The sequence below is a fragment of the Pseudomonas sp. IPO3749 genome (genome assembly GCF_013386605.1).
GTDB lineage: Bacteria > Pseudomonadota > Gammaproteobacteria > Pseudomonadales > Pseudomonadaceae > Aquipseudomonas > Aquipseudomonas azotoformans_A.
In genome coordinates this window covers 1-12,450 of record NZ_JACARN010000100.1, presented here as the reverse complement: position 1 = coordinate 12,450, position 12,450 = coordinate 1, and the positions used below count along the sequence as shown (strand labels likewise).

Sequence of the window (12,450 nt, the reverse complement as noted above, 5' to 3'; positions counted from 1 at the left end):
GTCTTTTTCAGAGTTTCCGTTGCAGTATTTCGTTCAGGCCCACCGCAGAAAAACCTTTGCGGCCAACAATCAATTGCGCCGTGTCGAGAATGCTCTGGCGTACTGTTTTAGTTTCGCTGCTCATCGGATTAGACCAGTCGTCTAGTGCGTTGAGAGAATGTTAGGAGCCTGGGCAAACTCGCACAATGTCAGATCCGCAAGGATTTCGGACATGCGCCAAAGTCGGTTGCCGTTTTCCCGGCAGCCGCCGACAATCTCTGCTCCCCCCACCCGGAGACATGCGATGCACAGCGTTGCGCTGATGGTTTACCCGAACTTCCAGTCCTTGAGTCTCAGCCTGGGCTCGGTGTTCGAGTGCGCGAACCTGTTGCGTGGCGAGCCGGCCTATGAGTTTCACCTGGTGTCGGAAAGCGGCGGCGCGGTGATGACGTCCCAGGGTTTTTCGGTGAACACCACGCCGATCCGGCCGGAGGGCTACGACACCCTCATCGTCAGCGGCTACCTGGAGTTCCGCCTGCCAGAGGCCAACCTGCTGGAACTGGTCAAGGCCGCCTCCGCCCAGTCGCGACGCGTCGCCTCGTTGTGCATGGGCATCTTCGTGCTGGCCGAAGCAGGCTTGCTGGAAGGCAAGCGCACCACCACCCACTGGATTCACGCGCCGGCCTTTCGCAAGCGCTATCCGCACATTCATTTGGAAGAAGACAAGCTGTTCGTGGTGGACGGCCAGGTGTGGACCGGCGCCGGCATGAGTGCCGGGGTGGACTTGGCGTTGGCCATGGTGGAAAACGACCTGGGCAGCGATCTGGCCCGGCGCATTGCGCGCAAACTGGTGATCGCCCAACGCCGTGGCAGTGAACAATCGCAGCTATCGGCGCTGTTGGAACTGGACCCCAAGTCGGACCGCGTGCAACTGGCCTTGGCCTATGCCCGCGAGAACCTGACCCACGACTTGTCGGTAGATGCGCTGGCCGATGTCGCCCGCCTCAGCCCGCGTCAGTTCAGTCGGGTATTCCGCGAAGAGACCGGGCAAACGCCGGCCAAAGCCATCGAATCGCTGCGGGTGGAGGCGGCGCGGGCAATGATGGAAACCAGTCGCCACCCGGTCGAGGTGGTCGCCCGCGAAACCGGGTTTGGTGATCGCGAGCGCATGCGCCAGGCGTTCTTAAGGGCGTTCGGGCAGCCGCCGCAGGTGATGCAGCAGGCGTTTAATGCAGTGCCGCCCGCGTAATCAGGTAACTCACCAACTGCGGGTCATCCTCCAGCTCAATCGTCTGTACCGGACGCGGCAGGTTATCCAGCACCGTGCGCCAGAACGCTTGGGACACTTCATCCTGATCATAGAAGCGCACCAGCCAATCAGCCTCGCCACTGCACAGCACCTGGCTGGCGATGGCGCGGCCGATGCCTTTGCGGCGGTAACGCTTGAGGACGAACAGGTCGGCCAGCTCCAGGGCATCGATGCCCGGCAGTTCGCTGCCTTCGATCAACAGGAAACCTGCGATATAGCCATCCACCAACAGCAGGTTGGCGCTCCATTGCGGGTCCTGCCAGTAACGGACCAGGTGTTCGTCATGGGTGTAGAAACGGCCATCGGCCTCCACATCTTCCTGTTCCCAGTCAGAGGATTCATAGGCGTAGTACTGGTAAAGATTACGGATCAGCTCGGCGTGCTCCGGGCCGGTCTGGATCAATTCGACGGTGACTTCGGGCATGAGACTCTCGGTGAAAAAACACAGGCCACCATTGTTCACAAAACCTGGCGGCAGGCCAAGAGAGCGGCCAACCTTTCTACTTGCTGAACCGATTGCAAATAGGTGTTGCCTCGGCCGAAACCCTGAAACATTTCGAATAAACTCCGCGAAATAGCCGCTCTCTTTCAAGGACACGTATTTTGACAAACGCCTGTACCGCCGGCCTGGACGTGGGTTTTGCCTCCCTGGATTACCTACAGATCTTCATCCTGGGCGTGATCCAGGGCATTACCGAGCTACTGCCGGTGTCATCCACCGCCCATATGCGTGTAGTTCCCGCCCTGCTCGGCTGGCAGGACCCCGGTTCAGCATTCTCCGCGGCCATGCAGTTGGCGGCGCTGGCGGCGGTGGTCAGTTACTTCTGGCGGGATGTGCGCCAGGTGACCACCGGCAGCATCGACGCCGTGCGCAGAGGTGACTACAACGATCGCTGGTTCAAGCTGGCGGTGGCGATTGTGCTGGCGACCCTCCCCATCGGCATTGCCGGCCTGGCGCTGTCTTCGACCCTGAACGCCTGCAACTCACCGTTGCGCGGGTTGATGGTGATCGGTATTTCCTGCGTGGTCATGGCCGTACTGCTGGCGGTGGCCGAAGTGCGCGCACGCCACACCCGCGAGGTGAGCGAGATGCGCCTGCGGGATGCGTTGATCGTGGGCATTGCCCAGATTGGCGCGCTGATTCCAGGGGTTTCGCGGTCTGGTTCTACGTTGACCGCCGCGCTGTTCCTCAACTTCAAGCGTGAGGAAGCCGCGCGGTTCTCCTTCCTGCTCGGCTTGCCCGCCATCGCCCTCGCCGGCTTGAAAGAACTGTGGGTGCTGCTGCACGCCGACATGCCGGCCCATGCCTGGCCGCATTTGCTGTTCGGCCTGGTAGTCGCGAGCCTCTCGGCGTTTTTTGCGATCTGGGGCCTGATGAAGTTCCTGGAGCGGTTCTCCACCTGGCCGTTCGTGATTTATCGCGCGTTGCTGGGGATCTTCCTGATTGTGGCGGTCAGCACCGGGCTGTTGAGTTGATCATGCCTGACAGCTCTCCCACACCTCGCGAATCAACGCCTGCATCTTCAGCGCTTCGGCCCAGCGATTACTGATCTCACGCCCGTCCGCGCCGGTGATCGCATAGGGCGGCGGGCCCAGTTCGCAGGTGAAGGACAGGCTCTGCGGCGTGTCGGGCCGGGCCAGCCAGTCCTCAATCCCGTAGCGCCACCACTGGGTAAAACGCTGTACCCAGGCTTGGTGCTGGGGAAAGTCCAGGGAGACTTGCACCTGCTCGCTGCTGGCGACGCGGCCGTGGAAACCCCAGCTGTGGCGCAAAATCGTGCGGATATGGTCGTCGTCTTCAGGCGCGCCGGGCTCGGGCAGTTCACGCCCGACCACGTAGTGGGACAGGTCGGCCAGCAGCTTCAAGTCCGGCATTTGCGCCAGCAGGTCAAGGGTGAACAGCAGGTCGTTGGTGAGGCGATAACGGTGGGTTTCCAGCAACACCGGAAAGTCCACCTGCTCGGCCAGGCGTTGCCAGCCTTCGATCAACCGGACCGCCTCGGCTTGAGTGCGCGGGCGCACGTCGGCTTGCAGGGTGAGGTGGTGGCAGCCGCAGCGACTGATCACATCCAGTGCGGCGGCCAGGTCATCCACCGATTGCGGAAACAACTGGCCCTCGATCTGCAAGCCTCTTGAGCTAGCCGCCGCGTGCAAACGGGCAACATCGGCAGGCTGCCAGTAATGGTCGGTAATGCCGTCAAAACCGGCGGCCTGGATGCGGTCGAGTTGGGTGTCGAGACAGCCGGGTTCGGTCTGCATCGCCCACAGGGATTGGAACACCAGGAATTGGCGCATATCAGCCTCGCAGCAGGAGTTTGAGAGACAGCTCGGGGTTGGCCAGGCTGGCGGTATCGAGCGCAATCCGCGCGCTGATCAGGCGCTCACAGAGCTTGATGTCCTTGGCCACGCTGTTGCCCGGCGCCCAACCACAGGCGCCTCGCAAGTGCTGATCGGCGTCGAGGTAGAACAGCAACAGGCCGCCGCTCGGTAATGGACGGCTAACTACTGTCGGGGTGATCACGCCGACAGTCTGCAAGCCCCAGTCGTACTGATCGGACCAGAAACCGGGCAGCGCCTCGAACGGCACTTCGCGCCCCAGCAGGTTCAGCGCCGCATGCCGGCCCTGGGCTTCGGCATTGCGCCAGGTTTCCTGACGCTGGTAGAGACCGTCGAGGCGGAACTCGCACACATCTCCGGCGGCATAGATGTTCGGCGCGCTGGTGCGCAGGTACGCATCGACACGAATGCCCTGCCCCACCTCCAGCCCTGCTGCTGCCGCCAGTTCGAGATTGGGTTGCATGCCGATGCCGACCACAATCAGGTCGCAGGGCAAGCGGTGCCCGTCCACCAACAGCACGGCGTCGGCCTGGATGGATTCCAGCGCCACATTCAAACGCACCTGCACACCGTGCTCGCGATGCAGATCCAGCAACGCCTGGGAGATCACCGGCGGCAATACACGCCCCGCCAGGCGCGGCCCGGCCTCCAGCACCGTCACTTCACAGCCCAGGCCACGTGCCGTTGCCGCGACTTCCAGGCCGATAAAACCACCACCCACCACCACCAGCCGCGTGCCGGGGCGTAAGGCGCTGCGCAACGCCAGCGCTTCATCATGGGTTCGTAGGTAAAGCACATTGGCCTGCGCCTGGGGCAAACGCCGCGCCCGGCCGCCGGTGGCCAACAGCAGACCGGCGTAAGGCAACCAGTGGCCGTCGGCAAGTTGCAGGCGATGTTGCTGCGGTTCCAGATGAGTCACTGGGTTACCGGCGATGTGCTCTATGCCCAGTTCGGCCAGTCGCGCACTGTCGCACAAGCTGTAGCCAGCCAGCTCCACCGTGCCCTGCAACAGGCCTTTGGACAACGGCGGCCGCTCATAGGGCAAGTGCGGTTCATCGCCTATCAGAATCAAGCGCCCGGTATAACCTTCTTCGCGCAAGGTCAGCGCCGCCCGGCCACCGGCATGACCGGCCCCGACGATAATCAACGGAGCGTTCATCATCAGGCCGTGACCGCGAGCAACACCCGCCCCGCTTCGACCCGCACCGGGTAGGTCTTGAGGTTGACGCACACCGGCGCGCCGAGGGCCTTGCCGGTGCGGTAGTCGAAGCGCCCGTTGTGCTTGGGGCATTCGATCACGTGGTCCATCACCAGGCCGTCGGCCAGGTGAATTTTCTCGTGGGTGCACAGGCCGGCGGTGGCGAAGAATTCATTCTCGGCCGAGCGGTACAGCGCATAGGTGTGCGGGCCGTGGTCGAAGCGCAGCACGTCTTCTTCGTCGATTTCGCCCACGGCGCAGACGTCGATCCATTGGTCGTTCATGGTGTTTTCTCTTGTTCTTGGGTGGAGATCAGCCAGCAGCGGTTTCTGCATGCACCGGCGCATGGGCAGCCGAATGAGTGTTCGGGTGAATCGGGCGCTGGATGAAATAGGTCGGGTCGCTGCGCTGCCTCCAGATCGTCGGCAGGATTTCCTTGTATGCCTCGAACAGGTTGGCGTACGGCGGCGGGCAGTCGCTGCGGATCTCTTCGTGCAGTTGCGCGAGGGCGTGGTACGGCACCATCGGGTACATGTGGTGTTCGAGGTGGTAGTTCATGTCCATGTAGATAAAGCGCAGCACGCGGTTCATGTAGATGGTGCGGCAGTTGCTACGGTGGTCCAGCACGTCTTCGGCCAGACCGACGTGCTGGGTGAGGCCGAAGATATAACCGAGCCAGGCACCGTAGAGGCTCGGCAGGCCAACCAGCATCAGCGGCAACCAGCTGTGCAGATACAACGCGGTGCCAATCACCACGGCATAAATACCCACCCAGATACGTGCCGCGCGAAACACCTTGGGCCATTCGGACTCCGGGATGAAATCCGCCTCCTGGGCACTCATCTTGCCGATGGCATGCCGCGCCACACCGCTGAAGGTTTTCCAGGCCAGGGGCAGGTTGAACAGGCTCAGAAACATCATCAACAGGCTCGGCGGACGCGGCTCGACGATCTCCGGGTCGCGGCCGACCACGATGGTGTCGGTGTGGTGACGGGCATGGCTCCAGCGCCACACGTGGGGTTCGAAGATGCACATGAAGCTGGCGACCTGATACAACCCATCGTTCATCCAGCGCGTCTTGAACGCGGTGCCGTGGCCGGTTTCGTGCCAGCGCGGGTTGGACGCCGTGCCGTAGAGCACGCCGTAAGCGAGGAAGAACGGCACACAGGCCCAGGTGCCCCAGAACCAGTAGCCGCCAAAACCGGTGGCCAACAGTGCGATCAGCCAGATGGCGGTGTCGAGCAAGGCCGGGCCATCGCGGCGCTGCATCAGTTCTTTCATGCGTTTGCGCGAGATGGGCGACTGGTACCAACTGGCCGAGACCAGGCCCTTTTCAGCCGCGCGGGCGGCTTCGGGGCCGGTGAGGCTGTAGTCGCGCCGGGCGGTGTGAGCGGTGTGTTCAGGCATTGTTATTGTTCTCCGCAAGCGGGTGGTTTCAGGTGCTGTGTGAAACCCACGATAGAGAACGCCTAAATCACCCTCAAGGCCTTGAATCCATTCCCTATCAAGCTATCATCCAGGCCCAGCGGGGCTTGATAGTTTTCTATCAAGACGCTCAAGGGGCCTGTCATGAACAACAATAAACGCCCAACCATCGCCACCGTTGCCGCCCAGGCCGGGCTGAGTGTGGCCACCGTCGACCGTGTGTTGAATGCACGTGCGCCGGTCAACCCCGAGACCGCCGAGCAGGTGTTCCAGGCGGCCGAAGCCGTGGGCTATTTTGCGGCGCGGTTGATCGGCCAGCGCATTCGCGAACGCCGGCCGACCTATCGTTTCGGCATCCTGTTGCTGGCCACCGCCCAGGCGTTCTATGCCAGCCTGGCGCAAGCCATCAGCGCCGCCGCCGAGCAGCATGCCGGCGCCAACCTGACGTGCCAGTTCGAGTACATCGTCGATCGCACGCCCAGCGCCATTGTCGCGCAGATCGAACAACTGGCCGTGCAATGCGATGGCCTTGCGGTGGTGAGCTTTGCCCATCCGCTGATCAACGCCTGCCTCAAGCAGATCCGCGAAGCCGGTGTGCCCGTGGTGGCCCTGCTTTCGGATATCCACGAACAGGCCGAAGAACCCTATGTGGGCCAGGACAACCATGTGGTCGGCCGCACCATGGGCTGGCTGCTCGCCCGCACCTGCGGCGCCCGCACAGGCAGCGTGGGCATCCTGCTCGGCGGCCATCGTTTCCTCGGGCACCAGGCACGGGTCGAAGGCCTGCACAGCTACCTGGCCGAACACGCGCCGGGGCTCAAGCCGTTGGAGCCGCTGATCAACCTGGACAACTGCGACATCACCGAAGAAGCCACCCTCGACCTGATCAGCCGCCACAGCGACCTGCGCGGATTGTGCGTGGTGGGCGGCGGCGGTGACGGCATCATCAGCGCCCTGGCGCAGCTGCCCAAGCGTCCGGCGCTGTGTTGCATCCTGCAGGAGTCGACCGCGCTGTCGCGCCAGGCGTTGGGCCAGGGGTTGATTGATGTAGTGATGGACTCGCAGCCGGGGCAGACAGCGATGGCGTTGGTGCGGCTGATGGTGGAGTTGCAGAGTGCAGAGGGGTTCGATCCGGTGCGGCAGCGGGTGTATGTACCGCCGCAGATTGTGACATCCGAAAATAGGGGCAACTGAACGTGCCGCCTTCTTTTGTGGCGAGCCCGCTCGCCACAGGGGGTTCTTGGCTCTCAGTTGCGACGGAAATCCCCGGCATTCAGGCCAAACCGACTCATCTTGTTGTACAGCCCACCCCGCGACACGTTGAGTTGCTGCGCGGCCAGGCGGATGTTGCCGCCGGTGCTGTTGAGCGCGGCGACGATGGCGTGCATTTCGTGGCTGCTCAGGTCCTGGGCAGGCGGCGCTTCCTGGATGCGCAGCGGGGTGCGGTGGCGGCTTTCCAGCGGCAGATCCACCGTTTCGATCCGTGCTCCCATCGCCAGGTTGGTCGCCCGTTCGATGCTGTTTTCCAACTCGCGCACATTGCCCGGCCAGCCATAGGCCGTGAGCAGCGCCAGGGCGTCTGGTGAAAATCCCTGCACCGATTTACGCAGTGAACGAGCGCACCGGACCAGAAAATGCCGCGCCAGCAGCGGAATATCTTCGCGGCGCATGCGCAGCGGCGGCACGGTCAGGTTCAGCACGTTGAGTCGGTAGTAGAGGTCTTCGCGAAACGCGCCTTGCGCCACGGCCTGGCTGAGGTTGCGGTGGGTGGCGGCGATGATGCGCACGTTCACTGGCCGCGAGTTTTTCGCGCCCACGCGGGTGATTTCACCCTCCTGCAACACCCGCAGCAGGCTGACTTGGGCATCGAAGGACATGTCGCCAATCTCATCGAGAAAGATGGTGCCGCCATCCGCCAGTTCGAACTTGCCCGCCGAGCCGCCACGGGTGGCGCCGGTGAACGCGCCTTCGACGTGGCCGAACAGTTCGCTTTGCACCAGGTCCCGTGGAATCGCACCGCAGTTGACCGCCACAAATGGGCCGTTGCAGCGCTCGCTGCCATTGTGGATGGCCTGGGCGAACAACTCCTTGCCGGTGCCGCTTTCACCAAGGATCAGGGTGGTGGAATCACTGCGACTGGCGATGCGTCCCAAGTGCAGCGCGTCCTGGATCGCCCGCGAGCTGCCCTGGATGGTGTCGAAGGTGTAGCTGGCCTGGGTGCCGATGAGGCGCCGGGTGATTTCGCGGATGCGGCGGTTCTCGCGCAACGACACGATCACCCCGCCCTGCTCCAGCGGGCACACCGAGACCAGGCAGGCGAGTTGACTGCGGTTGTGCAGGTGGAAGGTGCAGTCGAGGTCGCGCACGGGCTCGCCAAGGGCATCACTCAGTTCACTACGGCCCAGTTGCTGGAAAGGCCGCCCGATCAGCTCCAGCCCGACGCCAAACAACTGCCGGGCATAGCGGTTGAGCGCCTTGATGCAGCCGCGTTCGTCCAGCACCACCAGGCCTTCGTTGAGCACTTCGAGGACGGCCTGCTGTTCTTCCAACAGCCCTTGCAGGGCCATCTGCCGCGATACCGCGTCGGCCGCAGCCTGCACCGTGCCGAGGGTATGGAAGTGAAACCAGCCGGGCTCGGCAGTCAGCGTCAGCATGGCCACAGTCTGGCCCTGGGCATTCTTGATCGGCGCCGCGGCGCAATGCATGCGGCGCTGGCGCAGGCCGACGCCGAAGTTTTCCTCGGCCAGCACGTACACCAGGCGATCCTCGGCCAGCGCCAGACCGGTGCAGTTGGTGCCTTGTACCGATTCCAGCAGGCGACTGCCCACGGGGGTGATGTCCAGCCCACAGAAATACAGGGTGGTGCCGTCGGCATCGGTGAGGTTGATATGACCGCGCGGGTTGTAGGCCAGTAAACCATGCATGACTTGCGCGGCCGCCTCGATCAGCACGCGGTGGGTGGCCAGGATGGCAGCCAGCGTGTCAGCGCCAACGAAGCGATAAGCGTTGTCGGCCGGGTCGATACCCGCCTGGACACTGCGCCGCCACGAATCCCAGATCACTTGACGCACACCCGCCGGGCGTTCGACCTGGCCGGCCAGGCAGTCGCGCCAGGCCTGTTCCAGTGCGACGACCGGGCCATCGTTCAGCGCGGCAGGCCCCAGGGCCGTCAGGTAGTCGAGGTCTTGCACGCTGAACGCCATGCTCATTGGGCGGGATTCCGTGTTCATGTTTTTGACATGTCAGTATAGGCATGTCATCAAAATGAACACTTTTTGTTTGTAGATAATTATTAATCGTTATTTATCAACACATTACAAAATGGCACAGCCCTTGCTCTGACCCCTTTGCCATCAGGACCGTCCTGAGGCCAATAACAACAAGGGGTTATTTCATGAGTACACAGAACATCCGCCTGGGCTTGATCGGTGCCGGACGCATGGGCAGCTTCCACGGCCTGACCGCCGCGCGACATATCTCCGGCGCCAGCCTGGCAGCGATTGCCGACCCCACACCGGGCCAGGCCGCCCGCCTCGCCGCTGAGCTGGGGGTGAGCAAGGTCTACACCGACCCGCAGCAGTTGCTCGACGACCCGGACATCGACGGCGTACTCATCGCCGCCCCCGCGCGCAGCCACGCCGAACTGGTGATCAGCGCCGCCCGCGCCGGCAAGGGCATCTTCTGCGAAAAACCCATGGCCATCACCCTCGATGAAGCCGACCGCGCCATCGCCGCTGCGGCCGATGCGCGGGTGCCGCTGCAGGTCGGGTTCAACCGGCGCTTCGCCAAGAGCTTTCGCACCGCGCACCTCGACGTTGCCGCTGGCCGCATCGGCACCCCGCAGCTGCTGCGCTCGCTGACCCGCGACCCGGCGTTGAACAACCCGGCCAAGTCGCCGCAATGGGTGATCTTCCTGGAAACCCTGATCCACGACTTCGACACCCTGCGCTACCTCAACCCTGGCGCCGAGGCGGTGCAGGTCTACGTGATGGCCGACGCTTTGATCGCCCCGGAATACAAAAGCAAAGGCTTCCTCGACACTGCCGTGGTCGCGATTCGCTTCGACAACGGCGCCATCGCCACCGCCGAGGCCAACTTCCAGGCCGTGTATGGCTACGACGTGCGCGGCGAAGTGTTTGGCAGCGCCGGCATGCTGAGCATGGGCAGCCTCAACGATTGCGACCTGGTGCGCTACCTGGCCCAGGGCATCCAGGCCGACACCCAGCGCCTGGACACCGACCTGTTGCGCGACGCCTACATCGCCGAGCTCAACCACTTCGTCGACTGCCTGCGCAGCGGCGCCAAACCCCTGGCCAGCGGCGAAGACGCGCGTGCGGCATTGGCGATTGCCCGCGCCTGCATCGAGTCGTTCGAAACCGGCAAGGCGGTGGCCGTATGAGCCCGTTCACGCTGGCCGTCAGCGCGGAAATGGTGTTTCTCGACCTGCCCTTCATCGAACGCGTGAAGCGTATTCATGCGCTGGGCTTCAGTGCCGAAATCTGGAACTGGACAAACAAGGACATCGCCGCCCTGGCGGCTACCGGCGCCGACTTCACCTCCATGACCGGCTACATCAGCGGCACCCTCACCGACCCCGACGGTATCCGCCAACTGCTCGACAGCGCCCGCGAATCCTTAGGGGTGGCCGAGCAATTGAATTGCCCCAGCCTCAACCTGCACGGCACCGGCCTGGGTGACGGCGGCCTGCCCGTGCAGCCCGTGAGCCAGACCACCGGCCGCATGTGGCTGAGCGCCTGCAAGACCCTGGAAAAAATCGCCCGTTTGGGGGAAGACGCCGGCCGGGTGTTCCTGCTGGAAAACCTCAACACGGACGTTGACCACCCCGGCACCCCCTTCGCCCGCGCCGACGATACCCTGGCGCTGATCGAGGCCGTGGGCAGCCCGCAACTGAAGATGAACCTGGACCTGTACCACGCGCAGATCGGCGAAGGAAACCTGATCGAACTGATCCAGCGCGCCGGCACACATATCGGTGAAATCCAGGTGGCCGACGTGCCGGGACGCAAGGAGCCCGGCACCGGTGAAATTCACTACCCGGCCATCGCCAGGGCCTTGCACGCCATGGGCTACAGCGGCGTGGTCGGTCTGGAAGGCTGGGCCAGCGGCGACAGCGAGTTGGCTTTGGCGCGTTTCCGCCAGGCGTTCACCCTATAACAATAAAAGGATCACCCTTATGAATCGCTATTCGTTGTTTGCTGCCACCCTGTTGCTGCTGTTCAGCCAATGGACGTTCGCGGCTTATCGCATCGGCGTGAGCATTGCCCGCGTCGACGATAACTTCATGACCTACGTGCGCACCGGCCTGGAAGCGGCCGCCAAGCAGCAGGATGTGCAGATCCAGTTCGAAGATGCCCAGGGCGATGTGGTGCGCCAGCTCAATCAGGTCGAAGGCTTTCTCAACCAGAAGGTCGACGCGGTGATCGTGCTGCCGGTGGACACCGCCGCCACCGCCAACATGACCCGCGCCGCCGTCGCGGCCAAGACGCCGCTGGTGTACGTCAACCGCCATCCGGACGAGCGCACATTGCCCAAAGGCGTGGTCACCGTGGCTTCCAACGACATCGAGGCCGGGCAGTTGCAGATGCGCTACCTGGCGGAAAAACTCGGCGGCAAGGGCAATGTGGCGATCATCATGGGCGACCTTGCACAGAACGCCACCCATGACCGCACCGAGGGCGCCAAACAGGTGCTCAAGGACTTTCCCGGGATCAAGGTGGTCGAGCAGCAAAGCGCCGAATGGCAACGCAGCAAGGGCATGGACCTGACCAGCAACTGGCTGCTGGCGGGCACGCAGTTCGATGCGATCGTGGCCAATAACGATGAAATGGCGATTGGTGCGGCCATGGCCTTGCAGCAAGCAGGGAAAGCCAAGGGTGACGTGGCGATTGTGGGTATTGATGGTTTGCCCGATGGGCTGGCGGCGATCAAGCGGGGGTTGCTGACGGCGTCGGTGTTCCAGGACCCGAAAGCCCAGGCGACCCAAGCAGTGCAGGCGGCGGTGCGGATGATCAAGGGCGAGGCGATCGAGCCGGAGGTGTGGGTGCCGTTTGAATTGATCAAGCCGGAGCAGGTGGCGGTGTTTGAGCAGCGCTACAAGTAGAGTGAAATACACAAATTCAAATGTGGGAGCGGGCTTGCTCGCGAATGCGGTGGATCAGCCAATGAATCTGTTGACTGACAC

12 protein-coding genes and 1 pseudogene are annotated in these 12,450 nt (G+C 63.2%); 6 read left to right on the top strand and 7 right to left on the bottom strand.

Annotated features, from left to right (window positions below; genetic code table 11):
• Window positions 1-19 precede the first annotated feature (19 nt).
• A pseudogene (locus tag HX812_RS32215) lies at window positions 20-124 on the bottom strand (TetR/AcrR family transcriptional regulator); the annotation flags it as partial.
• Window positions 125-283: 159 nt separating this feature from the next.
• Between HX812_RS32215 and HX812_RS29210 the strand changes: the two are divergent.
• Window positions 284-1,228: a GlxA family transcriptional regulator gene (locus tag HX812_RS29210; RefSeq protein ID WP_033903177.1), complete on the top strand. Its 945-nt coding sequence runs from the start codon at window positions 284-286 to the stop codon at window positions 1,226-1,228.
• On the opposite strand, the gene HX812_RS29205 is transcribed toward HX812_RS29210, so the two are convergent.
• The gene (locus tag HX812_RS29205) at window positions 1,206-1,712 is read right to left on the bottom strand and encodes a GNAT family N-acetyltransferase (RefSeq protein ID WP_038841802.1); all 507 of its coding nucleotides are present in this window, start codon (window positions 1,710-1,712) and stop codon (window positions 1,206-1,208) included. The two genes, HX812_RS29210 and HX812_RS29205, sit on opposite strands and share 23 nt — an antisense overlap.
• Before the next feature lie 179 nt (window positions 1,713-1,891).
• On the opposite strand from HX812_RS29205, the gene HX812_RS29200 reads away from it, so the two are divergent.
• The gene (locus HX812_RS29200) at window positions 1,892-2,764 is read left to right on the top strand and encodes an undecaprenyl-diphosphate phosphatase (RefSeq protein WP_038841804.1); all 873 of its coding nucleotides are present in this window, start codon (window positions 1,892-1,894) and stop codon (window positions 2,762-2,764) included.
• On the opposite strand, the gene HX812_RS29195 is transcribed toward HX812_RS29200, so the two are convergent.
• The 4 genes from HX812_RS29195 to HX812_RS29180 are packed head-to-tail and all read right to left on the bottom strand — an operon-like array spanning window position 2,765 to window position 6,230.
• Complete coding sequence (locus HX812_RS29195; RefSeq protein ID WP_038841806.1) at window positions 2,765-3,583, bottom strand: sugar phosphate isomerase/epimerase; 819 nt, start codon at window positions 3,581-3,583, stop codon at window positions 2,765-2,767.
• A 1-nt stretch (window position 3,584) separates the two neighbouring features.
• A complete protein-coding gene (locus tag HX812_RS29190; RefSeq protein WP_038841809.1) occupies window positions 3,585-4,784 on the bottom strand; it encodes an NAD(P)/FAD-dependent oxidoreductase in 1,200 nt (399 codons plus the stop codon).
• Between the two features lie 2 nt (window positions 4,785-4,786).
• A complete protein-coding gene (locus HX812_RS29185) occupies window positions 4,787-5,107 on the bottom strand; it encodes a MocE family 2Fe-2S type ferredoxin (protein ID WP_028619741.1) in 321 nt (106 codons plus the stop codon).
• A gap of 28 nt (window positions 5,108-5,135) precedes the next feature.
• A complete protein-coding gene (locus tag HX812_RS29180; RefSeq protein WP_038841811.1) occupies window positions 5,136-6,230 on the bottom strand; it encodes a fatty acid desaturase family protein in 1,095 nt (364 codons plus the stop codon).
• Between the two features lie 162 nt (window positions 6,231-6,392).
• On the opposite strand from HX812_RS29180, the gene HX812_RS29175 reads away from it, so the two are divergent.
• Complete coding sequence (locus HX812_RS29175) at window positions 6,393-7,442, top strand: LacI family DNA-binding transcriptional regulator (RefSeq protein ID WP_038841814.1); 1,050 nt, start codon at window positions 6,393-6,395, stop codon at window positions 7,440-7,442.
• Between the two features lie 53 nt (window positions 7,443-7,495).
• Here HX812_RS29175 and HX812_RS29170 read toward each other — a convergent pair whose 3' ends face one another.
• Window positions 7,496-9,457, bottom strand: a complete 1,962-nt coding sequence (locus tag HX812_RS29170) for a sigma-54-dependent Fis family transcriptional regulator (protein ID WP_038841817.1) — start codon at window positions 9,455-9,457, stop codon at window positions 7,496-7,498.
• 185 nt (window positions 9,458-9,642) lie between these two features.
• Between HX812_RS29170 and HX812_RS29165 the strand changes: the two genes are divergently transcribed.
• The 3 genes from HX812_RS29165 to HX812_RS29155 are packed head-to-tail and all read left to right on the top strand — an operon-like array spanning window position 9,643 to window position 12,369.
• Window positions 9,643-10,647, top strand: a complete 1,005-nt coding sequence (locus HX812_RS29165) for a Gfo/Idh/MocA family oxidoreductase (RefSeq protein ID WP_038841818.1) — start codon at window positions 9,643-9,645, stop codon at window positions 10,645-10,647.
• The gene (locus HX812_RS29160; RefSeq protein WP_038841821.1) at window positions 10,644-11,423 is read left to right on the top strand and encodes a TIM barrel protein; all 780 of its coding nucleotides are present in this window, start codon (window positions 10,644-10,646) and stop codon (window positions 11,421-11,423) included. The genes HX812_RS29165 and HX812_RS29160 overlap by 4 nt, the downstream gene beginning before the upstream one ends.
• Window positions 11,424-11,442: 19 nt before the next feature.
• A complete protein-coding gene (locus tag HX812_RS29155) occupies window positions 11,443-12,369 on the top strand; it encodes a sugar ABC transporter substrate-binding protein (RefSeq protein WP_033903167.1) in 927 nt (308 codons plus the stop codon).
• The last annotated feature ends 81 nt before the right edge of the window (window positions 12,370-12,450 follow it).

Excerpts from the sequence above, each read along its gene's own strand:
- HX812_RS29210 (WP_033903177.1), top strand. The coding sequence starts at position 284 with ATGCACAGCGTTGCGCTGATGGTTTACCCGAACTTCCAGTCCTTGAGT.
- HX812_RS29205 (WP_038841802.1), bottom strand. The coding sequence starts at position 1,712 with ATGCCCGAAGTCACCGTCGAATTGATCCAGACCGGCCCGGAGCACGCC.
- HX812_RS29195 (WP_038841806.1), bottom strand. The coding sequence starts at position 3,583 with ATGCGCCAATTCCTGGTGTTCCAATCCCTGTGGGCGATGCAGACCGAA.
- HX812_RS29190 (WP_038841809.1), bottom strand. The coding sequence starts at position 4,784 with ATGAACGCTCCGTTGATTATCGTCGGGGCCGGTCATGCCGGTGGCCGG.
- HX812_RS29185 (WP_028619741.1), bottom strand. The coding sequence starts at position 5,107 with ATGAACGACCAATGGATCGACGTCTGCGCCGTGGGCGAAATCGACGAA.
- HX812_RS29180 (WP_038841811.1), bottom strand. The coding sequence starts at position 6,230 with ATGCCTGAACACACCGCTCACACCGCCCGGCGCGACTACAGCCTCACC.
- HX812_RS29175 (WP_038841814.1), top strand. The coding sequence starts at position 6,393 with ATGAACAACAATAAACGCCCAACCATCGCCACCGTTGCCGCCCAGGCC.
- HX812_RS29170 (WP_038841817.1), bottom strand. The coding sequence starts at position 9,457 with ATGAGCATGGCGTTCAGCGTGCAAGACCTCGACTACCTGACGGCCCTG.
- HX812_RS29165 (WP_038841818.1), top strand. The coding sequence starts at position 9,643 with ATGAGTACACAGAACATCCGCCTGGGCTTGATCGGTGCCGGACGCATG.
- HX812_RS29160 (WP_038841821.1), top strand. The coding sequence starts at position 10,644 with ATGAGCCCGTTCACGCTGGCCGTCAGCGCGGAAATGGTGTTTCTCGAC.
- HX812_RS29155 (WP_033903167.1), top strand. The coding sequence starts at position 11,443 with ATGAATCGCTATTCGTTGTTTGCTGCCACCCTGTTGCTGCTGTTCAGC.